The organism is Micromonospora sp. WMMD730 (assembly GCF_049178955.1).
GTDB classification, from domain to species: Bacteria; Actinomycetota; Actinomycetes; order Mycobacteriales; family Micromonosporaceae; genus Micromonospora; species Micromonospora wenchangensis.
Window position 1 is genome coordinate 2,153,303 of the sequence record NZ_JBMHML010000002.1, and the last position, 20,004, is coordinate 2,173,306.

Consider the following 20,004-nt stretch of genomic DNA (forward strand, 5'->3'; position numbering starts at 1 on the left):
GGAGGATCCTTCCCGGCGGGGTGGGCGGGCGCGCCGGTCGTGCCGGTCGCGCCCGCCGCTCGCCGTGTCACTTGCCGGTGATCTCCTTGACGCCGTCGGCGTACGGCTTGGCGATCGTGTCGAGCACCTGGTCGGGGGACTTGGATCCGTTGATCAGCGCCTGGAACCCGCCGACCAGCACGTCGTAGTAGCCGGGCACCGGCCAGTCCGGGTAGAAGGCCAGACCGTCCTGCTTGCTGACCGTGTTGAAGTCCTCGATCAGCTTGCGGTCCTTCGGGTCGGTGATCTTCGCGGGGTCGCCGGCCACCGGGATGCCACCGTTGTTGCCGATCAGGTCCTGGATCTCCGGACGCAGGGTGATGTCGATGAAGTCGTACGCCAGGCTCTTGGCCTTGCTGTTGGTCGGGACGACCCAGAGGTTGCCGGACGAGCCGGCGTTGAGGGTGTTGCCCGGGAACAGGAAAGTGTCCCAGTTGGCCTTCATCTCGGCCTTGAACCGGCCGTACCACCAGCTCCCGGAGACGATCATCGGGGTCTTGCCCGCGATGAACGCCGTGCCCATGTCCTCGGCCTTGAGGCTCGCCGAGTCCTTGGCCACGTAGCCCTTGCGCACCCAGTCGGCGAAGGTGTCCGCGCCGTACTTCAGCGGGTCGGCGCGGAAGTCGACCGGGTTCTTGTAGAGCTGGTAGTTGTCGACGAACTGCCGGTCGGCCTTCGACAGGGCCAACTGGTAGAACAGCTGCCCGGCCGGGTACTCGGCGCCGGCCATGCCCAGCGGGGTGATGCCCTTGTCGACGAAGGTGTCCATCGCGGCGGTCAGCTCCGCCATGCTGGTGGGCACCGTGGCGCCGTTGCGGTCGAACAGGTCCTTGTTGTAGTAGACCGTGACGTACTCGCCGTAGTTCGGCACCCCGAACCAGTTGCCCGACCCCATCACGCCCTTGTCGCTGTACCGGGCGGTGGTCTGCAGGCTGGGGCTGAGCTTGCCGGCCCAGCCGCGCTTGTCCGCCTCGCCGCTGAGGTCGGTGAGCAGGCCCTGGGACGACAGCAGGCCGGCCGTCGCGTTGCCCTTGTTGTACTCCATGATGTCCGGGCCCTCGGACGAGTTGATGATCATGCCGGCGTTCTGCTGGATCTGCTCGAACGCCTTGCGCTCGAAGCGCACCTCGACGCCCGGGTGTTCGGTCTTGAAGATCTCGATGGCCCTGTCCCAGCCGACCCCCATCGCGCTGTTCTCGCCCTCGTAGTGCCAGAGCTTGAGGGTCTTGGCCCCGCTGTCGTCACCGCTGTCGTCGCCGCCGCACGCGGCCACGGTGGTCGTCGCGGTGGCCGCCAGGGCGATCGCGGCGACGATCCGGCGGAATCGCTGCATTGCTATCCTCCTCGTTGAGTATCGAGCCCGGTACTTCACTGGGTCCGTCGTCGCGTTGCCGCGCGGCGACGGGCCGTTTTACCTGGTCAGCCCCTATCGGGGTGACGGCTTCGTGGTGCTGCGGTCGATCCCCGGATCTCCAGCGCGCACGGCAGCAACTGCTGGTGGCGCTCGTTGCCGGCCCCGTCCAGGTGGCGCACCAGCGCCTCGATCGCGATCCGGCCCATCGCCGAGCCGGGCGACGTCATCGCGGTCAGCGCCGGGGTGGCCAGCTCGGCGACCTGCGGCGAGGTGACCATCGAGACCACCGACACGTCGTCGGGCACGCTCAGCCCCCGCGCGGTCAACTCGCCGAGGATGCCGAAGATCGCCGTCTCGTTCATGGCCAGCACGGCCGTCAGGCCCGGCGTCCGTGCGACGGCGGCGGCCAGCGCGGCCCGCCCACCGGCGGCGCTGTCCTGCGCCGGGATCATGACCGGCTCCAGGCCGTGGCCGGTCATCGCCGTGACGAACGCGTCCCGGGTCCGCAACGCCGGCCCGTAACCGCTGGCCAGGGTCTCGGCCGAGTGGTTGACGTAGACGATCTGCCGGTGCCCCAGGCCGACCAGGTGCGCCACCGCCTCCCGCACCGTCTGCTCGAAGTCGATGTCGACGTAGGAGAGGCCGTCGGTGTCCCCGGTGCGTCCGATCAGCACCAGCGGCACCCCGGCCTGCTGGAGCGCGTCGACCCGCTCGTCGGCGAGCTGCACCTCCATCAGCACCACACCGTCGAACATCCGCTGGCTGGCCAGCCGGCGCAGCTCGTCGAGGTCGCCGCCCCCACCGACGGGCGACAGCACCAGGTGGTAGCCGACGGCGCTGGCCGCCGCGGCGGCCCCGGTGACGAACGCCGCCTCGGTCGCGCCGAGCCCGCGCTCGTCCATCGGCAGCAGCAGGCCCAGGATCCGGCTGCGCCGGCTGGCCAGGCCCCGGGCCATCGCGTTGGGCTGGTAGTCGAGCTGCGTCATGGCGGCGAGCACCTTGGCCCGGGTCGCCTGGGAGATCGGCCGGGCCCCGGTGAGGACGTAGGACACGGTGCTGACCGAGACCTGCGCCAGGCGCGCGACGTCGTGCATGGTGGCCATCGCGCACCTCCTCCGGTCAGGCGGGGAACCGCACGTGAGTGATCGTCGAAGCGGTTCGACGAAGCGGTTCGACAGACGCTAAGCCCCCTGTTACGGCGACGTCAATAGCCGATGTCGAACGGGGGTCGCCGCCCGGGTGGGGTGGACCGTCGCCGGGGCCGGGGACTGGCGGAGGTTTCCGGCGTGATCCTGATCCGCTCCGCAGTAGGTGTCACTTCCTGTCACCTACTGCGGCGAGTCTTGTTCTCGAGCCGGTCGGGCACGCCGCCCCGGCGGGTGTGCGGCCTGGTCGCCCTACCCCCGTCCGGTGGCCCCTGCCGGCCGTCTGGCACCCGCCGACCCCATCGGGAACAACCACAAGGAGTCCTCATGGCCATCACCACGACCACGCACCTGAACTTCCGCGGCGAGGCCCGCGCGGCGCTGGAGTTCTACCGGTCCGTCTTCGGCGGTCACCTCACCGTCGTCGCCTACCGCGACTTCGGCATGCCCGGTGACCTGCCCGACGCCGACAGGGTCGTCTTCGGTCAGGTCACCGCCGACAACGGCTTCACGATCATGGCCTACGACGTCCCCGGCCCGGGGCCCGCCGCGGTGCCGGCCGTGGCCACCTCCCGCGAGCACGGCATGACCCTGACCGGTGAGCGGTTCTTCGTCTGCGTCCGCGGCGAAACCGCCGACGAGGTCAGCGCGCTGTGGGACGGGCTCGCCGACGGCGCCGAGATCATCGAGAGGTTCGGTCCCTCCCCGTGGACCCCGGGCTTCGGGATGCTGACCGACCGGTTCGGCGTCACCTGGATCCTCGACGTCGCCGTGGCCCACTCCCACTGACCCGACGCACCTCCCGCGGTCCGGGGCCGCCGAAGCAGGCAGCCCCGGACCGCAGGTCGTGACGCCAGTCGTTGCGGTGGACCCGGGACCCTACTCGGAACCCAACGCGGCGAAGCGGAAACCGACACCCCGTAACGTGACGATCCAGTCGTCGTGGCCGAGTTTGCGCCGGAGGCTGCCGACGTGCGTGTCGACCGTGCGGCTGCGCCGGTTCCACGGGTCGGCCCAGACCCGGGCCATGATCTCGTCGCGGCCGACGACCGTGCCGGCTCGGGCGACCAGAAGCTGCAGCAGGTCGAATTCCTTGCCGGTCAGGCCGAGGTCGCGGTCACCGACGCGTGCCTGCCGGGTCACCGGGTCGAGACGCAGCCGCTGATCGATCACGGTGATCGGGGCCGGTTCGGCCCCGCCGGCGGTGGCCCGGCGGACGATGGCCTCCACCCGGGCGACCAGCTCACGGAACCCGTACGGCTTGTCGATGCAGTCGTCGGCACCCGCGCGCAGCGCTCCGACGCGGGTGGCCTCGGTGCGGTCGCCGCTGAGCGCCAGCACGGGCACATCGCTGGTGGCCCGGATGTCCGCGCACAGCCGTAGGCCGTCCCGGTCCGGCAGGTCGAGGTCGAGCACGACGACGTCGGCCCGGCGTGAATCCCGTACGGTGTCGGTGCCGGTCGTGACGCGGTGTACGTCATAACCCTGCCGACGCAGGCCCTGGACCGTGCCGGCGACCTCGGCCCGCTCAGCGAGAAGCACCCGCATGCTCGCCCCCTTGTCTCATCGTGCGGTTTCGTCTCGGCGCAATATTGACATCGGAGCATCGGGGCAAAACCTACTTTGCAAAGGCCTGACACAAATTTGGACGAGGTGGCGTCTTCTTGACGGCATGCCCGAAGGTGAGCACCATAGGTGGCACCGCGAACCTTTTCTGATGCAATCATGCGCGCTTGTGCTGCGCCATCAACCGGTCGAACAAAGGCGCGGATCCCCCGAGAAAGGATGCTGCCGATGTTGCGGAAGATTCTTGTCGCGAATCGCGGTGAGATCGCCGTCCGGGTGCTGCGGGCCTGCCGGGACACCGGCCGTACGGGCGTCGCCGTCTACGCCGATCCCGACCGCGACGCGGTCCACGTGCGCTGTGCCGACGAGGCGTACGCACTGCGCGGTACCGTCCCCGCCACCACCTACCTGGACGCCGACAAGATCCTCGCGGTGGCTCGGGAGTGTGACGCCGACGCCGTCCATCCGGGATACGGGTTCCTGTCCGAGAACGCCGACTTCGCCCAGGCCGTGGTGGACGCCGGGCTGACCTGGATCGGTCCGCCGCCGGCGGCGATCCGCCGGCTGGGCGACAAGGTGACCGCCCGGCAGGTCGCGCAGCAGGTCGGGGCGCCGCTGGTGGTGGGCACCCCCGGTCCGGTGACCGGCGTCGCCGACGTGCTGCGGTTCGCCACCGAGCACGGACTGCCGATCGCGGTGAAGGCGGCCTTCGGCGGTGGCGGTCGGGGCCTCAAGGTGGCGCACACGCTGGACGAGATTCCCGAGTTGTACGAATCGGCGGTGCGCGAGGCCGTCGCGGCGTTCGGACGCGGGGAGTGCTTCGTCGAGCGTTATCTGCCCCGGCCCCGGCACGTCGAGACCCAGTGCCTGGCCGACCGGTACGGCAGCGTGGTCGTGGTGTCCACTCGCGACTGCTCGCTGCAGCGCCGCCACCAGAAGTTGGTCGAGGAGGCGCCGGCGCCGTTCCTCTCCGACGACCAGGTCACGCGACTGCGCGATTCGTCGAAGGCGATCCTGCGTGAGGCGGGCTACGTCGGCGCGGGCACTGTGGAGTTCCTCGTCGGTGCTGACGGTGCCGTGTCGTTCCTCGAAGTCAACACACGGCTGCAGGTGGAGCACCCGGTCACGGAGGAGGTGACGGGTATCGACCTGGTCTGCGAGCAGTTGCGGATCGCCGAGGGGGAACCGCTCGGCTACGACGACCCGGTGCCGCACGGACACGCCGTGGAGTTCCGGATCAACGGCGAGGACCCGGGCCGCAACTTCCTGCCCGCGCCGGGCACGATCACCCGCTTCGCCCCGCCTTCCGGTCCCGGCGTGCGCCTGGACAGCGGGGTGGAGAGCGGCACCGTGATCGGGCCGGCCTGGGACTCGCTGCTGGCCAAACTGGTCGTCACCGGGCGCACCCGGGCCGAGGCGCTGCAGCGGGCGGCGCGGGCGCTCGCCGAGTTCGAGGTGACGGGTCTACCCACGGTCATCCCGTTCCACCGTCGGGTCGTCACCGACCCGGCGTTCGCCCCCGAACTGACCGGCTCCGACCAGCCGTTCACCGTGCACACCCGGTGGATCGAGACCGACTTCGCGAACGACATCCCACCGTACTCGGGCGGTGTCGAGGCGGCCGAGCCGCCGGCCTTCGAGACGATGGTGGTCGAGGTGGCGGGTAAGCGGCTGGAGGTCACACTGCCGGCGGCGTCCGCCAGCGCCGCGGCCCCGGTCGTCGCACCGGCGGCCCGGGCCCGGCGGGGACCGGGGCGTCCCGCCGGCCCGGCGGCACTTGGTGACACGGTGACCGCTCCCATGCAGGGCACGGTCGTCAAGGTCGCGGTGGCCGACGGCGAGGCCGTCGCGGCGGGGGAGGTGCTGGTCGTCCTTGAGGCGATGAAGATGGAACAGCCGGTGACCGCGCACCGGGCCGGGGTCGTACGCGATCTGCGGGCCACCGTCGGGGACACACTTGCCACCGGCGCCGCGATCTGCCGCGTCGCGGACTGAGTTGTCCTGCGCAGTTTGCATTCGCCGACGCGGCCTTGCACTTATCTGCACATGTTCCTGTTGACCGACGAGGTCGTCCTGGTGACGATGGAATAGCGCCGAAATGATCGCGCCGACCATTGTTTCCGATATTCCCCAAGCGATGAGGGGGCATGTATGGATCCCGAAGTGATTGTCGTGGGCGCCGGTCCCGCAGGTCTGATGCTGGCCGGGGAACTGCGGCTGGCGGGGGTCTCGGTGACCGTCCTGGAACGGCTCGCGGCACGTACCGGGGAGTCGCGAGGGCTCGGATTCACCGCCCGTACGATGGAGGTGTTCGACCAGCGCGGCCTGCTGAGCCGCTTCGGCGAGGTCGAAATCAGCAACCAGGGCCACTTCGGCGGCCTCCCGGTCGACTTCGGGCTGCTCGACGGTGCGCACCAGGCCGCCAAGACCGTGCCGCAGTCGCACACCGAGACCGTGCTCGAGGAGTGGGCGGCCGGGCTCGGGGCGGACATCCGCCGGGGTCGGGAGGTCACCGCGATCACCGACGAGGGCGACACGGTCACGGTCGAGGTCCGCGGATCCGGATCGGAGCAGCGGCTGACGGCACGCTACCTGGTCGGTTGCGACGGTGGCCGCAGCATGGTCCGCAAGGCGGCCGGATTCGACTTCCCCGGCACGCCGGCGACGATGGAGATGTTCCTGGCCGACGTCAAGGGCCTCGACCTGGCCCCGCGCATGATCGGCGAGACGCTCCCGGGCGGGATGGTGATGGTCGGCCCACTGCCCGGTGGCATCACCCGGCTGATCGTCTGCGAGCGGGGCACGCCTGCACAGCGACGTACCACCCCGCCGGAGTACGACGAGGTCGCCTCGGCCTGGAAGCGGCTGACCGGCGACGACATCTCGCACGGCGAACCGGTGTGGGTCAGCGCGTTCGGCGACGCCACCCGGCAGGTCACGCAGTACCGCAAGGGGCGGGTCCTGCTGGCAGGCGACGCCGCGCACATCCACCTGCCGGCCGGCGGCCAGGGGATGAACGTCAGTATCCAGGACGCGGTGAACCTGGGCTGGAAGCTGGCTGCCGTGGTGCGTGGCCGCGCGCCCGAACGCCTGCTGGACACCTACCACGACGAGCGGCACCCGGTGGGCCAGCGGCTGCTGATGAACACCCGGGCGCAGGGACTGCTGTTCCTCACCGGTCCCGAGCTCCAGCCGCTGCGCGACGTCATCACCGAACTCATCCGCTACCCGCAGGTCAGCCGGCACCTGGCCGGAATGGTCAGTGGCCTCGAGATCCGCTACGACGTCGGTGGCGGCACCAACGCGTTGCTCGGTAGCCGGATGCCGCACGTGGCTCTCACCGGTGACGTGCCCAGCAGCACCACGGCACTGCACGCCGGCCGGGGCGTGTTGCTGGACACCGAGGACAACGCCGCGCTGCGTCGTCGCGCCGCGGGCTGGCGGGACCGGGTCGACATCGTCACCGCGGTGCCGGCCGGAGCGGCCGACCTGCGGCGGCTCGCCGGCAGCACGGCGGTGCTGGTCCGGCCGGACGGCTACGTCGCCTGGGCCGCACCCGGCAGCCACAGTGACCTGCCGACGGCCTTGGAGCGTTGGTTCGGCCCGTCGCGCTGACGCGCCGCGGCACCGCCAGCAGTGATCAGGAACAGCCAGGAGGAGACATGCACAGCACGCTCATCGTCGCCCGGATGGACCCGGGCAGCGCCGACGCCGTCGCCAAGGCGTTCGACGCGTTCGACCGGACCGAGATGCCACACCTGATGGGCACCCGGCGACGGCAGCTGTTCACCTACCGCGGGCTCTACTTCCATCTCCAGGACTTCGCGTCCGACGAAGGCGACCGGCGGATCGAGGATGCCAAGACTGACCCCCGGTTCGTCGCGATCAGCGACGACCTCAAGCCCTACATCCAGGCCTACGACCCGGCCACCTGGCGATCGCCGGCCGACGCGATGGCCACGCGTTTCTACCGATGGGAGGCCGCGTCATGAGCCAGCGGCGCGTAGTGATCACCGGCATCGGCGTGCTCGCGCCCGGTGGTCTCGGCAGGAAGAACTTCTGGAGCCTGCTCAGCGAGGGCCGCACGGCCACCCGCAGCATCACGTTCTTCGACCCGTCGCAGTTCCGCTCCCGGGTCGCGGCCGAGATCGACTTCGACCCGGAGGCACACGGCCTGAGCCCGCAGCAGATCCGCCGCACGGACCGGGCTGCCCAACTGGCCGTGGTGGCCGCACGGGAGGCCGTCGAGGACAGCGGATTGGAGTTCTCCGAACTCGACCCGCACCGGGTCGGCGTCACCGTGGGCAGCGCGGTCGGGGCCACCATGGGACTCGACAACGAGTACCGGGTGGTCAGCGACGGCGGGCGGCTGGACCTCGTCGAGCACGAGTACGCCGTGCCGCACCTCTACAACTACTTCGTGCCGAGCTCGTTCGCCGCCGAGGTGGCCTGGTCGGTGGGTGCCGAGGGACCCGGCACGGTGGTGTCCACGGGCTGCACGTCCGGACTGGACGCGGTCGCCTACGCCGCCGAGCTGATCCGGGAGGGCTCCGCCGACGTCATGATCGCGGGGGCGACCGACGCGCCGATCTCACCGATCACGCTGGCGTGCTTCGACGCGATCAAGGCCACCACGCCGCGCAACGACGATCCGGAGCACGCCTCCCGACCGTTCGACGGCACCCGCAACGGTTTCGTGCTGGGCGAGGGTTCGGCGATCTTCGTACTGGAGGAGCTGGACAGTGCCCGGCGGCGACGGGCGCACCTCTACGCCGAGATCGCCGGCTACGCCTCGCGGTGCAACGCGTTCCATATGACCGGTCTGCGGCCCGACGGCACCGAGATGGCCGAGGCGATCCGGGTGGCGCTCGACGAGGCACGGCTGGACCCCACCGCCGTCGACTACGTCAACGCCCACGGCTCCGGCACCAAACAGAACGACCGGCACGAGACCGCCGCCTTCAAGCGCAGCCTGGGCGAGCACGCCTACCGGACCCCGGTCAGCTCCATCAAGTCGATGGTCGGTCACTCCCTGGGCGCCATCGGCTCGATCGAGATCGCCGCGTCGGCTCTGGCAATGGAACACGACGTCGTCCCGCCGACGGCCAACCTGCGCACCCCCGACCCGGAGTGTGACCTCGACTACGTGCCCCTGAACGCCCGTGACCAGCGGATCGACACCGTCCTGACCGTCGGCAGCGGCTTCGGCGGCTTCCAGACCGCGATGGTGCTCGCCAGGCCGGACCGGAGGCGGGCATGAGTGCGACTGCGGTCATCACCGGGCTCGGCGTCGCCGCGCCCACCGGCCTCGGCGTCGAGCGGCACTGGGCCGCCACGCTGCGGGGCGAGAACGCCATCGGCACCATGACCCGGTTCGACGTACGCCGCTACCCGGCCCGGCTCGCCGGTCAGATCACCAGCTACACCGCCGAGGAGCACCTGCCCGGCCGACTGCTGCCGCAGACCGACCGGATGACCCGGATCGCCCTGACGGCCACGGACTGGGCGCTCGCGGACGCCGGCGTACGGCCGGAGGAACTCGACGACTACGACATGGGCGTGGTGACGGCGAGCTCGGCCGGCGGCTTCGAGTTCGGTCAGAACGAGCTCCAGAAGCTGTGGAGCAAGGGCAGCCAGCACGTCAGCGCGTACCAGTCCTTCGCCTGGTTCTATGCCGTCAACAGCGGTCAGATCTCGATCCGCAACGGCATGAAGGGTCCCAGCGGCGTGGTCGTCAGCGACCAGGCCGGCGGGCTGGACGCGGTGGCTCACGCCCGCCGGCAGATCCGCCGCGGTACCGCGCTCCTGGTCACCGGCAGCATCGACGCCTCACTGTGTCCGTGGGGGTGGGTGGCCCAGATCGCCGGTGGCCGGCTGAGCGCCGAGGCCGATCCCGCCCGTGCCTACCGGCCGTTCGACGCGGCCGCCTGCGGGCAGGTGCCCGGCGAGGGTGGGGCCGTGCTGATTCTCGAGGACCTTGACGCCGCCCGGCGGCGCGGCGCCCGGATCTACGGCGAGATCGCCGGGTACGGCGCCGCGCTCGACCCCCCGCCGGGCAGCGGTCGCGAGCCGAACCTGCGCCACGCGATCCACCTGGCGCTGGCCGACGCCGGGGCCGCTCCCGGGGACATCGACGTCGTCTTCGCCGACGCCTCCGGGCTACCGGCCGAGGACCGCGCCGAGGCGGACGCGATCACCGCCGTCTTCGGCCCCCGGGGGATCCCGGTCACCGCCCCCAAGACCATGACCGGGCGGCTCAACTCCGGCGCGGCGCCGCTCGACCTCGCGACCGCCGTCCTGGCCATCGCCGAGGGCCGCATCCCACCCACGATCAACGTCGTGCCGGCCGCGGAGTACCAGCTCGACCTGGTCACCGGGGAACCGCGCCCCGCGCCGGTGCGTGCCGCGTTGGTACTCGCCCGCGGCCACGGCGGCTTCAACGCCGCCATGGTCGTCCGGGCCGTCGCTTCCTGATTCTCTTCCCGCTCAGAGCCGGCCCGCCGGGCCAGCTCCCGCACGACGGAGGACACATCATGCAGATCAATCTCGACGACCTGCGGCGCATCCTGCGCGAGGCGGCCGGTGCCGACGCGAGCACCGACCTGGACACGGAGATCCTCGACCGCACCTTCGACGAACTCGGCTACGACTCGCTCGCGTTGCTCGAGACGGCCGGGCGCATCGAGCGCGAGTACCACGTTGCCCTCAGCGACGCCGTGGTGACCGAGGCCGAGACCCCCCGGGCGCTGCTCGACGTCGTCAACTCCCAGCTCGCCTGACCCGCTGACCTTCCCGCCCGCGCGAAAGGAACCACCATGTCGCAGCAGCAACGCGTCGTGCTCGTCTCGGGCGCGACAAGTGGTATCGGCCTCGCGATCGTGCGCACCCTGGCCGCGCAGGGGCACCGGGTCTACCTCGGCGCCCGCAACACGGAGAACGTCGCCACGACGGTCAAGCAGCTCACCGAGCAGGGCCACACCGTCGGTGGCAGCACGCTGGACGTGCGTTCCGGGGAATCGGTTTCGGCGTTCGTGCGAGCCGCGGTCGCCTCCTTCGGCCCGGTCGACGTGCTCGTCAACAACGCCGGCCGCAGCGGTGGCGGCGTGACCGCCGACATCACCGACGAGCTGTGGGAGGACGTCATGGAGACGAACCTCACCAGCGTCTTCCGGATGACCCGGGAGGTGCTCACCACCGGGGGACTGCGCGACCGGTCGTGGGGCCGCATCATCAACATCGCCTCGACCGCCGGCAAGCAGGGCGTGGTGCTCGGTGCGCCGTACTCGGCGTCCAAGCACGGTGTGGTCGGCTTCACCAAGGCGCTGGGCAACGAGCTGGCACCGACCGGCATCACGGTCAACGCGGTCTGCCCCGGCTACGTGGAGACGCCGATGGCCCAACGGGTGCGCCAAGGCTACGCGGCCGCGTACGACACCACCGAGGACGCGATTCTCAGCAGGTTCGAGGCGAAGATCCCGCTCGGGCGCTACTCCACCCCCGAGGAGGTCGCCGGACTGGTCGCCTACCTGGTCTCGGACACCGCTTCCTCGATCACCTCCCAGGCGCTCAACGTCTGCGGCGGCCTGGGCAACTTCTGAGCTACGGAGGACGAGGACATCATGACCACCCGTCAGGTAGAGCACGAGATCGTCGCCGAGGCGCCGGCCTCCACGGTCTACGAGCTGATCGCCCGGGTCGAGAACTGGCCGCAGATCTTTCCGCCGACGATCTACGCCGAGCAGGTGGAAGCCGGGGACGGTGCGGAGCGGATCCGGATCTGGGCGACCGCCAACGGCACGGCCAAGAGCTGGACCTCGCGTCGCACGCTGGACCCGCAACGGTGGACGATCGCGTTCCGCCAGGAGGTCTCGGCACCGCCGGTGGCCGCCATGGGCGGCACCTGGAAGATCGAGCCACTGTCGGCCAGCCGCTGCCGTATCCGGCTGCTGCACGACTACCGCGCGATCGACGACGACCCGGACGCGGTGCGCTGGATCGACGAGGCCGTCGACCGCAACTCGCGCTCCGAACTGGCCGCCCTGCGGGCCAACGTCGAGGCGGCGGTCGCCGACGACGGGCTCTCGTTCTCGTTCGAGGACACGGTCCGGGTCGACGGTTCGGCCAAGGACGTCTACGACTTCATCAACGAGGCCGGCGCGTGGGAGCAGCGGTTGCCGCACGTCGCCCGGGTCGCGCTCACCGAGTCCACGCCCGGACTGCAGGAGCTGGAGATGGAGACCCGGGCGCGGGACGGTTCCACCCACACCACCAGGTCGTACCGGGTGACGCTGCCTTACCACCGCATCGCGTACAAGCAGGTGACGCTGCCCGCACTGATGACGCTGCACACCGGGATGTGGACCTTCACCGACGACGACCACGGCGTGACCGCCACGTCGCAGCACACGGTCGTCCTCAATCCGGACGCCATCGCCCGGGTGCTCGGCGACGACGCGACGATCGACGACGCCCGCACGTACGTCCGTGGGGCGCTGAGCGCGAACAGTCGGGCGACCCTGGGGCACGCCAAGGATTACGCCGAGAAGAAGCGCTGAGCATGGTCACCCCCGGACGGGAGTGCGAGGTGCTCGTCGTCGGCGCCGGCCCGGTCGGGCTCATGCTGGCCGGCGAACTGCGGCTCGCCGGTGTGGAGGTGATGGTCGTCGACCGGCTGTCCGAGCCGACCAGCGAGTCGCGGGCCTCGACGCTGCACGCCCGCACGATGGAGCTGCTGGACAACCGGGGCCTGCTGGACCGCTTCGGCGCGTTGCCCAACGATGTCATGGGCCATCTCAGTGGCATACCGCTGAGCCTGGACCTGGACACGCCCTACCCGGGGCAGTGGAAGGTGCCGCAGAGCCGTACCGAGGCGATCCTCGGGGAGTGGGCCGGTGATCTCGGTGCGTACGTCGAACGGGGTTGTGAGCTCGTCGGGTTGACCGAGCGGGCCGGTGCGGTGGAAGCCGCCGTCACCGGCCCAGCCGGCACCGCGACCGTCCGCGCCGGGTACGTCGTCGGCTGCGACGGTGAGGACAGCACCGTACGCCGGCTGGCCGGGATCGACTTCCCCGGTCACGGCACCACGCGGCGAATGATCCGGGCCGACGTGACAGGCATCGACGTTCCGAACCGCCGGTTTCAACGGCTCCCGGCCGGACTGGCGATCGCGGCCCGCTCCGCCGCCGGGGTGACCCGGGTGATGGTGCACGTCTTCGGCCGCAGTGACACCGGCCGGGGAGAGCCGCCCGGCTTCGCCGACGTCTGCGCCGACTGGCAGGCGGTGACCGGCGAGGACATCAGCGGCGGCACACCGGTGTGGGTGAACGCCTTCGGCGACGCGTGCCGGTTGGCCGCCCGGTACCGCAAGGGCCGGGTGCTGCTCGCCGGGGACGCCGCCCACCAGCAGATGCCGATCGGCGGGCAGGCCTTGAACCTGGGTCTGCACGACGCTGTCAACCTCGGCTGGAAGCTGGGCGCGGTGGTGCGGGGCCGGGTCCCGGAGCACCTGCTGCAGACGTATCACGACGAGCGGCACGCGGTCGGCGTCCGGGTGCTCACCGGCATCGAGGCGCAGGCGACGCTGCTGCTCGGCGGTCCCGAGGTGGAGCCCCTGCGGGAGGTGCTCGCCGAGCTGTCCGCCTACGAGCCGGTCCGTCGGCACCTGGCGGCGACCATCTCCGGGCTGGACGTGCGCTACGGCGCAGGGGAGGACGACCAGGCGTTGCTCGGCACCCGCCTGCCCCCTGTCACCCTGCGGACCGCAGCCGGCGCCACCACCTCGGCCAAGCTGCTGCGCGACGGTCGGGCACTGCTGCTGGTTCCCGGAGCCGGACCCGACCGGCTGGCCCGGTTGCGCCGGGCCGCCCGCGGATGGCGGACCCGCGTGCGGGTGGTCGTCGCCGAGGCCGCCCCCGGACTGCCGGACCCGGTGCTCGTCCGGCCGGACGGCCATGTCGCCTGGACCGCACCGCAGGGCACCGCGGGCCTGACCGATGCCCTTGAACGCTGGTTCGGCCCACCCTCATCCGATCACCTCACGAAAGGAACCACCATGAACGGACTGGCCGGCAAGACGGCTCTGGTCACCGGCGCGAGCCGGGGAATCGGCCGCGCGATCGCGGTGCGCCTCGCCGCCGAGGGGGCGTTGGTCGCGGTGCACTACAGCACCCGGGCCGACGCCGCCGAGGAGGTTGTCGCGACCATCGAGAAGGACGGCGGTCGGGCGTTCGCCGTCCGCGCCGAACTCGGGGTCCCCGGCGACGTCCACGAACTGTTCCTCGCCCTCGAGGAGGGTCTCAAGGAGCGTACCGGCGAGACCCGGCTCGACATCCTGGTCAACAACGCAGGCCAGATGGGCGGGGTGGCACCGGAGGAGACGACGTCCGAGCAGTTCGACCGGCTGGTCGCGGTCAATGCCAAGGCGCCGTTCTTCCTCATCCAGCGCGCTCTGCGCAACCTCGTCGCCGGGGGCCGCATCATCAACATCTCCTCCGGGCTGACCCGGTTCGCCAATCCCTCGGAGATCGCGTACGCGATGACCAAGGGCGCCGTCGAGCAGCTCAGCCTGCACTTCGCGAAGCACCTGGCACCCCGTGGCATCACCGTGAACAGTGTTGCGCCGGGCATCACCCGTAACGGCAACCCGGTCTTCGACATTCCGGAGGCGGTGGAGCAGATGGCGCAGCTGTCGGCGTTCCAGCGGGTCGGGGAACCGGAGGACGTGGCGGACGTGGTGGCCTTCCTGGCATCGCCGGACAGCCGCTGGGTGACCGGTGCCTTCCTCGACGCGACCGGGGGCACGCTGCTCGGCTGAACCGCCCCCCGCCCCCGCTCCGCCCCCGCCCTCCGTTCCGGGAGCCTCCGATGCGAACCTCTGCCCGCTGGGCCCTGCTGCTGGTGCTGGCCGGCACCATGCTCCTCGACTCGATCGAGGTGTCGATGATGGTCGTGGCGGTGCCCTCGGCCGGCCGCTCCCTGGACCTGACGGTGACCCAGGCACAGGCGCTGGTCACCGGCTTCGCGCTCGGTTTCGGTGCGTTGGTGCCGTTCGGCGGCCGGGTCGTGGCCCGGTTCGGCCGACGTCGGGTGTACCTCGGCGCGCTGCTGCTGTTCGCCGTCGCCTCGGTGCTCGGCGCGATGTCCGCCAACTTCCCGCTCATCGTGGCCACCCGCGTGGTGAAAGGGTGCTGCGCGGCACTGACCGCACCGGCCGGGCTCACCATCATCGCCACGGCCTTCCCGGCCGGTCGGGAGCGCGACCGGGCCATCTCGGTCTACACGACGGTGGCCGCCGCCGGTTTCACCGGCGGGCTGGTGCTGGCCGGGGCGCTGACCACGACGGACTGGCGCTGGACGCTTATCGCACCGGCCCCGGCGGCGCTCCTGCTGGTTCTGCTCGGGCTGGCCGTCCTGCCCGACCTCGCCGAGCCCCCACCGGCACGCCTCGGCCCGGGTACCCCGCCGGGACTGCTGCGCGCGATGGCCGGTGCGGCCACGCTCAACGGCTCGTACCTGGGCCTACTGCTCCTGGCCACGGTGTGGCTGCAGACCAGGGCGGGCTGGTCCCCGCTGCGGACGGCACTGGCCTTCCTGCCCGTCAGCGTGCCGCTCGCCCTGGGCGCACCGTTCTCCGGCCGGGTGGTCAGCCGGTTCGGCACCAGGCGGCCGATCATGGCCGGGGCGGTCACCGTCTGCCTGGGCTACCTGCTGTTCGGACAGGTCCTACGGCCCGGACACGTCGAGCTCTCCGACGTGCTGCCCCCGCTGCTGCTCGTGGGCGTCGGTTTCGCCCTGAGCTTCACCGCCCTCAACGTCCAGGCGGCCACGGCGGTGCCGGTCGGACAGCGCGCTGCGGCCACGGGCCGGTACCAGACCGCCGTGCAGGCTGCGGCGGTGGCGGTGCCGCTGGCGGTGGCCGTCCTGCTGAGCCGGTCGGCCGAGTGGGCGCTGTGGCTGGTGACCGCCCTCGGTGCGCTCGGTGTGGCGGTGGCCGTCAGGGGCCAGCCGCAACCGGGCGGGGCCGCCGAACCCGTCGTGCCTACCCCCAGCCGTACCGACCACAGGAGTTAGTCATGACCTCCACCATCGATCCGGTCCGTCCGGGCATTGACGAGCTCACCCGGATGAAGGACCAGATCCGCCGTGGCCCGGACCCGGCGGCCACCCGACGTCAGCACGCCAAGGGGAAGCTGACGGTGTACGAACGGATCGACCTGCTGCTCGACCCCGGATCGTTCCACGAGGTGGAGGCGTTGCGCCGGCACCGGGCCACCGGTTTCGGTCTGGAGGACAAGCGCCCGCACACCGACGGTGTGGTGACCGGCTGGGGCACTGTGCACGGGCGTACGGTCTTCGTCTACGCGCACGACTTCCGCATCTTCGGCGGGGCGCTGGGTGAGGCACACGCCGCGAAGATCCACAAGATCATGGACATGGCGCTGGCTGCCGGCGCCCCGCTGGTGTCGCTCAACGACGGCGCGGGCGCCCGTATCCAGGAAGGGGTCACGGCGCTGGCCGGGTACGGCGGCATCTTCGAGCGCAACACCCGTGCCTCAGGCGTCATCCCGCAGCTCAGCGTCATACTGGGACCGTGCGCGGGGGGAGCGGCGTACTCGCCGGCGCTCACCGACTTCGTGCTCATGGTGCGCGGCACCGCGCAGATGTTCATCACCGGGCCCGACGTCGTGCAGGCGGTCACCGGAGAGGTCATCACCTACGACGGCCTCGGCGGTGCCGACGTGCACGCCGGGTCGTCGGGGGTGGCCCACCTGGCCTACGACGACGAGCGCGCCTGCCTGGCCGACGCCCGCTACCTGTTGTCGCTGCTGCCGTCCAACAACCGCATGCTGCCACCGTCGGTGTCGTGCACCGATCCCGAGGACCGTCCCGGCGAGGTCCTCCTGGACCTGGTGCCCGACGATCCCAGCCGCGGTTACGACATCCGCTCCGTCATCGAGGAGATCGCGGACGACGGCGAGTACTTCGAGGTGCATCCCGACTTCGCCGGCAACGTTGTCTGCGCCCTGACGCGGTTCGGTGGTGAGGTCGCCGGTGTCGTCGCCAACCAGCCGGCCGTGCTCGCCGGGGTGCTCGACATCCATGCCAGCGAGAAGGCGGCCCGGTTCGTGCAGTTCTGCGACGCGTTCAACATTCCGCTGGTCACGCTGGTCGACGTACCCGGCTTCCTGCCCGGCGTGGACCAGGAGCACGGTGGCATCATCCGGCACGGGGCGAAGTTGTTGTACGCCTACTGCAACGCCACCGTGCCACGCATCTCGATCGTGCTGCGCAAGGCCTACGGCGGCGCGTACATCGTCATGGACTCGCGCTCGCTCGGCGCGGACCTGGCCTTCGCCTGGCCCGGCAACGAGATCGCGGTGATGGGCGCCGAGGGGGCGGCCAGCGTCATCTTCCGACGGGAGATCCAGGCCGCCGACGACCCGGACGCGGTACGTCAGCAGAAGGTCAAGGAGTACCGGGCCCAACTCGTACACCCCTACTACGCCGCCGAACGCGGGCTGGTCGACGACGTGATCGACCCGCGTCAGACCCGGCAGACCATCGTGCGCGCGTTGACCATGCTGCGCGAGAAGCACCGCGACCGGCCGTCGCGCAAGCACGGCAACCCGCCGCAATGAGCAGCGAGCCGCCCCGTCTCCGCGTGCAGCGGGGGCGGCCGAGTGCCGAGGAACTCGCCGTCGTGGTCGCGGTCCTGCTGACGCGCCGCGTCCCGGCCCCGGCACCCCGAAGCCGGACCGCGGGCTGGCACCGGCGCGGGCCGATCACGGACCAGTACTGCCCGCGTAGCTGGCGCACCGCCACGCGGGCCTCGGACCGACAAGGAGAAGTGCGATGAACGATCAACGTACCGTGCTGGTGACGGGGGCGACCGGCAACGTCGGCCCGCACGCCGCCGCCGAACTGCTGGCAGCCGGCGCCCAGGTGCGGGCGCTGGTGCTCGCCGATGACCCGAATCTGGACCGCCTGCCCGCCGGCGTGCAACTGTGCACGGGCGATCTGGCCGATCCGGACAGCCTCGACGCGGCGCTCGACGGCGTGGACGGCGTCTTCTGGATGTGGCCGTTCTTCTCCCTCAGCACCGCCACCGCCCCGGCGGTGCTGAAGAAGCTGGAGCAGCGGGTGCACCGGGTCGCGCTGGTGTCCTCGGTCGGCGTCCACATCGGACTGGAGCCGGTCGACAACAACTGCCACGCCTACCTGGAGCACCTGCTCGAGCGGAGCACGCTGGCCTGGACGTTCCTGCGTACGACCGGATTCATGGCCAACGCGCTGGGCTTCGCGGCACAGACCCGCGACGGCGGACGGGTGGTCCGCTTCCCGTACGGGGACGCCGCCCGCACCTCGGTGCACGAGGCCGACCTGGCCGCGGTCGGAGTGCGGGCACTGCTCGCCGACGGGCACGAGTACCAGAGTTATCTGGTGTCCGGGCCGGAGCTACTCACCCAGCGTGAGCAGGTCCACATCATCGGCGAGGTCATCGGCCGGCCGCTCGAGTGGCAGGATGTGCACGCCGAGGAGGCCCGGCGGCAGATGGTGGCGACAGGCTGGCCCCCGTCGTACGCCGACGGCGCCCTCGACTACTTCGCCACCCTGACCAAGGAGCCGGAGGTCGGATCGACAGTGGTGGCCGAGGTGACCGGGCGGCCCGCCCGTACATTCCGCCAGTGGGCGCAAGAGCACGCAGCGGCATTCGACTGAGCCGCTGGTCATGGAATACTTCGCCGCCTTCGACATCTGCCGCCTCACCGAGCCGGTAGCCGCCGGGCGAGTCGCCGCCGCACTGGCCGGCGCGGTTGACGCCCGAGCCCCCGGGTTCCTGCTCTCCCGGGTGCATCTGACCCTCGACGGCGCGACACTGGTGCACCACACCAGGTGGAGCGACGAGCGCGACTACCGCCGCTGGCGTTCCGACGGCGACGCAGCCGGACGACCGGAGGACCCGCACCGGGATCCGGCGGTGGGTGCCGTCGTCACCGTGACCGGCGCTGCGGCCGGCGGGATCCGGGGTCCGGCTGTCGGGCAGCGGCCGGGGATGGTGGCGGTAGCGATCCGGCACTTCGCCGGCCCCGAACCGGCCGCCGCGGTGCTCCGCCTGCTGCACCGCTCGGGGAGGTGGAAAAGCGATCACCCCGGCTTCATCGCGGCCGACGTCTGCCTCAGCGCCGACGGCCGGACGTTCGTCAACTATCCCGCGTGGACAGGGCGTCGGGCGTACGAGGCGTGGATGGCGGATCCCCGCATCGGCGCCGGACAGGCCGAGGTCGCCCGGTTCGAGTCGGCGCCCCCGCAGTACCTCGTGTGCACGGTGGAGCACGACGTGGTGGGGGAGCACAGGTGGGAACGCTGATGTGGGCGACCGCCGGCCGGTGCGGACCTGTCCACCCGCACCTGCGGGCGACGCTCGAGGACTCCGAGGGCGCCTTACTCGATCTGCAGCCGGCGCGGTCCGGCACCCTGCCGGCCCAGCACGTCGTACGGGTTGACCAGGACACACCTCTCCAGGGTCAGGCAGCCGCAGCCGATGCAGTCGATCAACTCGTCGCGCAGCTTGAGCAGCTGGGTGATACGCCTGTCGAGGTCCGCCCGCCAGTTCTGCGACAACTGCACCCACTGCTCCTGGCTCGGTGCCCGGTCCGTCGGCAGGATGCTCAGCGCCTCGGCGATCTCGGTGAGCGGGATGCCGACCCGTTGGGACACCCGGATGAACGCCACCCGGCGCAGCGTGTCGCGCGAGTAGCGACGCTGATTACCGGTGGTGCGCCTGCTGCGGATCAACCCTTCGCGTTCGTAGAAGCGCAGCGCCGAGGTGGAGACGCCACTGCGTCGGGCCAGCTCGCCGACGGTCAGTTCCTTGGCGATGGGGGACATGTGCGTCATGCC

At 71.1% G+C, this 20,004-nt stretch carries 19 protein-coding genes; 15 read left to right on the top strand and 4 right to left on the bottom strand.

The genetic code is table 11. The features are described 5' to 3' along the window. Positions 1–67: 67 nt before the first annotated feature. Complete coding sequence (locus tag ACN265_RS09640; protein WP_421406918.1) at positions 68–1,372, bottom strand: ABC transporter substrate-binding protein; 1,305 nt, start codon at positions 1,370–1,372, stop codon at positions 68–70. An 86-nt stretch (positions 1,373–1,458) separates the two neighbouring features. Then, positions 1,459–2,496 (bottom strand): LacI family DNA-binding transcriptional regulator, encoded by a 1,038-nt coding sequence (locus ACN265_RS09645; protein WP_421406920.1) that lies wholly within the window; start codon positions 2,494–2,496, stop codon positions 1,459–1,461. Positions 2,497–2,865: 369 nt separating this feature from the next. Here ACN265_RS09645 and ACN265_RS09650 point away from each other — a divergent pair, with 369 nt between their 5' ends. Continuing rightward, complete coding sequence (locus ACN265_RS09650; RefSeq protein ID WP_421406923.1) at positions 2,866–3,327, top strand: VOC family protein; 462 nt, start codon at positions 2,866–2,868, stop codon at positions 3,325–3,327. Positions 3,328–3,417: 90 nt separating this feature from the next. Here the strand turns inward: ACN265_RS09650 and ACN265_RS09655 are convergent, their stop codons facing one another. Beyond that, positions 3,418–4,086: a response regulator transcription factor gene (locus ACN265_RS09655; RefSeq protein ID WP_421406925.1), complete on the bottom strand. Its 669-nt coding sequence runs from the start codon at positions 4,084–4,086 to the stop codon at positions 3,418–3,420. A 249-nt stretch (positions 4,087–4,335) separates the two neighbouring features. Between ACN265_RS09655 and ACN265_RS09660 the strand changes: the two genes are divergently transcribed. The 14 genes from ACN265_RS09660 (at position 4,336) to ACN265_RS09725 (ending at position 19,471) form a co-directional block, all read left to right on the top strand. After that, complete coding sequence (locus ACN265_RS09660; protein ID WP_421411437.1) at positions 4,336–6,099, top strand: acetyl/propionyl/methylcrotonyl-CoA carboxylase subunit alpha; 1,764 nt, start codon at positions 4,336–4,338, stop codon at positions 6,097–6,099. Positions 6,100–6,255: 156 nt separating this feature from the next. Further along, positions 6,256–7,719 carry an FAD-dependent monooxygenase gene (locus ACN265_RS09665; protein ID WP_421406927.1) on the top strand — a complete coding sequence of 488 codons (1,464 nt, stop codon included), beginning with the start codon at positions 6,256–6,258 and terminating at the stop codon, positions 7,717–7,719. A 47-nt stretch (positions 7,720–7,766) separates the two neighbouring features. Continuing rightward, a complete protein-coding gene (locus ACN265_RS09670; RefSeq protein ID WP_421406929.1) occupies positions 7,767–8,096 on the top strand; it encodes a TcmI family type II polyketide cyclase in 330 nt (109 codons plus the stop codon). Further along, positions 8,093–9,364 carry a beta-ketoacyl-[acyl-carrier-protein] synthase family protein gene (locus ACN265_RS09675; RefSeq protein WP_421406931.1) on the top strand — a complete coding sequence of 424 codons (1,272 nt, stop codon included), beginning with the start codon at positions 8,093–8,095 and terminating at the stop codon, positions 9,362–9,364. Before ACN265_RS09670 ends, ACN265_RS09675 begins: the two co-directional genes overlap by 4 nt. Continuing rightward, the gene (locus tag ACN265_RS09680) at positions 9,361–10,578 is read left to right on the top strand and encodes a ketosynthase chain-length factor (protein ID WP_421406933.1); all 1,218 of its coding nucleotides are present in this window, start codon (positions 9,361–9,363) and stop codon (positions 10,576–10,578) included. The genes ACN265_RS09675 and ACN265_RS09680 overlap by 4 nt, the downstream gene beginning before the upstream one ends. Positions 10,579–10,637: 59 nt before the next feature. Further along, positions 10,638–10,883, top strand: coding sequence for an acyl carrier protein (locus ACN265_RS09685; protein WP_421406935.1), 246 nt, complete (start codon positions 10,638–10,640; stop codon positions 10,881–10,883). A 36-nt stretch (positions 10,884–10,919) separates the two neighbouring features. Next, on the top strand, positions 10,920–11,702 hold the full coding sequence (fabG, locus tag ACN265_RS09690; RefSeq protein ID WP_421406938.1) for a 3-oxoacyl-ACP reductase FabG: 783 nt from the start codon (positions 10,920–10,922) through the stop codon (positions 11,700–11,702). 21 nt (positions 11,703–11,723) lie between these two features. Beyond that, on the top strand, positions 11,724–12,659 hold the full coding sequence (locus ACN265_RS09695; RefSeq protein ID WP_421406940.1) for an aromatase/cyclase: 936 nt from the start codon (positions 11,724–11,726) through the stop codon (positions 12,657–12,659). Between the two features lie 2 nt (positions 12,660–12,661). Next, positions 12,662–14,917, top strand: coding sequence for an SDR family oxidoreductase (locus ACN265_RS09700; RefSeq protein ID WP_421406942.1), 2,256 nt, complete (start codon positions 12,662–12,664; stop codon positions 14,915–14,917). 50 nt (positions 14,918–14,967) lie between these two features. Continuing rightward, a complete protein-coding gene (locus ACN265_RS09705) occupies positions 14,968–16,173 on the top strand; it encodes an MFS transporter (RefSeq protein WP_421406944.1) in 1,206 nt (401 codons plus the stop codon). A 2-nt stretch (positions 16,174–16,175) separates the two neighbouring features. Further along, positions 16,176–17,741, top strand: coding sequence for an acyl-CoA carboxylase subunit beta (locus ACN265_RS09710; RefSeq protein ID WP_421406946.1), 1,566 nt, complete (start codon positions 16,176–16,178; stop codon positions 17,739–17,741). Further along, a complete protein-coding gene (locus ACN265_RS09715) occupies positions 17,738–17,959 on the top strand; it encodes an acyl-CoA carboxylase subunit epsilon (RefSeq protein WP_421406948.1) in 222 nt (73 codons plus the stop codon). The genes ACN265_RS09710 and ACN265_RS09715 overlap by 4 nt, the downstream gene beginning before the upstream one ends. Further along, positions 17,956–18,822 (top strand): NAD(P)H-binding protein, encoded by an 867-nt coding sequence (locus ACN265_RS09720; RefSeq protein WP_421406950.1) that lies wholly within the window; start codon positions 17,956–17,958, stop codon positions 18,820–18,822. The genes ACN265_RS09715 and ACN265_RS09720 overlap by 4 nt, the downstream gene beginning before the upstream one ends. A 10-nt stretch (positions 18,823–18,832) precedes the next feature. Further along, the gene (locus ACN265_RS09725) at positions 18,833–19,471 is read left to right on the top strand and encodes an antibiotic biosynthesis monooxygenase (protein ID WP_421406952.1); all 639 of its coding nucleotides are present in this window, start codon (positions 18,833–18,835) and stop codon (positions 19,469–19,471) included. A 74-nt stretch (positions 19,472–19,545) separates the two neighbouring features. Here the strand turns inward: ACN265_RS09725 and soxR are convergent, their stop codons facing one another. Further along, positions 19,546–19,992 carry a redox-sensitive transcriptional activator SoxR gene (soxR, locus tag ACN265_RS09730; RefSeq protein ID WP_421411439.1) on the bottom strand — a complete coding sequence of 149 codons (447 nt, stop codon included), beginning with the start codon at positions 19,990–19,992 and terminating at the stop codon, positions 19,546–19,548. Between the last annotated feature and the right edge of the window lie 12 nt (positions 19,993–20,004).

Excerpts from the sequence above, each read along its gene's own strand:
- ACN265_RS09685 (WP_421406935.1), top strand. The coding sequence starts at position 10,638 with ATGCAGATCAATCTCGACGACCTGCGGCGCATCCTGCGCGAGGCGGCC.
- ACN265_RS09645 (WP_421406920.1), bottom strand. The coding sequence starts at position 2,496 with ATGGCCACCATGCACGACGTCGCGCGCCTGGCGCAGGTCTCGGTCAGC.
- ACN265_RS09650 (WP_421406923.1), top strand. The coding sequence starts at position 2,866 with ATGGCCATCACCACGACCACGCACCTGAACTTCCGCGGCGAGGCCCGC.
- ACN265_RS09725 (WP_421406952.1), top strand. The coding sequence starts at position 18,833 with ATGGAATACTTCGCCGCCTTCGACATCTGCCGCCTCACCGAGCCGGTA.
- ACN265_RS09680 (WP_421406933.1), top strand. The coding sequence starts at position 9,361 with ATGAGTGCGACTGCGGTCATCACCGGGCTCGGCGTCGCCGCGCCCACC.
- ACN265_RS09655 (WP_421406925.1), bottom strand. The coding sequence starts at position 4,086 with ATGCGGGTGCTTCTCGCTGAGCGGGCCGAGGTCGCCGGCACGGTCCAG.
- ACN265_RS09665 (WP_421406927.1), top strand. The coding sequence starts at position 6,256 with ATGGATCCCGAAGTGATTGTCGTGGGCGCCGGTCCCGCAGGTCTGATG.
- ACN265_RS09695 (WP_421406940.1), top strand. The coding sequence starts at position 11,724 with ATGACCACCCGTCAGGTAGAGCACGAGATCGTCGCCGAGGCGCCGGCC.
- ACN265_RS09705 (WP_421406944.1), top strand. The coding sequence starts at position 14,968 with ATGCGAACCTCTGCCCGCTGGGCCCTGCTGCTGGTGCTGGCCGGCACC.
- ACN265_RS09675 (WP_421406931.1), top strand. The coding sequence starts at position 8,093 with ATGAGCCAGCGGCGCGTAGTGATCACCGGCATCGGCGTGCTCGCGCCC.
- ACN265_RS09640 (WP_421406918.1), bottom strand. The coding sequence starts at position 1,372 with ATGCAGCGATTCCGCCGGATCGTCGCCGCGATCGCCCTGGCGGCCACC.
- ACN265_RS09720 (WP_421406950.1), top strand. The coding sequence starts at position 17,956 with ATGAACGATCAACGTACCGTGCTGGTGACGGGGGCGACCGGCAACGTC.
- ACN265_RS09670 (WP_421406929.1), top strand. The coding sequence starts at position 7,767 with ATGCACAGCACGCTCATCGTCGCCCGGATGGACCCGGGCAGCGCCGAC.
- soxR (WP_421411439.1), bottom strand. The coding sequence starts at position 19,992 with ATGTCCCCCATCGCCAAGGAACTGACCGTCGGCGAGCTGGCCCGACGC.
- fabG (WP_421406938.1), top strand. The coding sequence starts at position 10,920 with ATGTCGCAGCAGCAACGCGTCGTGCTCGTCTCGGGCGCGACAAGTGGT.
- ACN265_RS09710 (WP_421406946.1), top strand. The coding sequence starts at position 16,176 with ATGACCTCCACCATCGATCCGGTCCGTCCGGGCATTGACGAGCTCACC.
- ACN265_RS09700 (WP_421406942.1), top strand. The coding sequence starts at position 12,662 with ATGGTCACCCCCGGACGGGAGTGCGAGGTGCTCGTCGTCGGCGCCGGC.
- ACN265_RS09715 (WP_421406948.1), top strand. The coding sequence starts at position 17,738 with ATGAGCAGCGAGCCGCCCCGTCTCCGCGTGCAGCGGGGGCGGCCGAGT.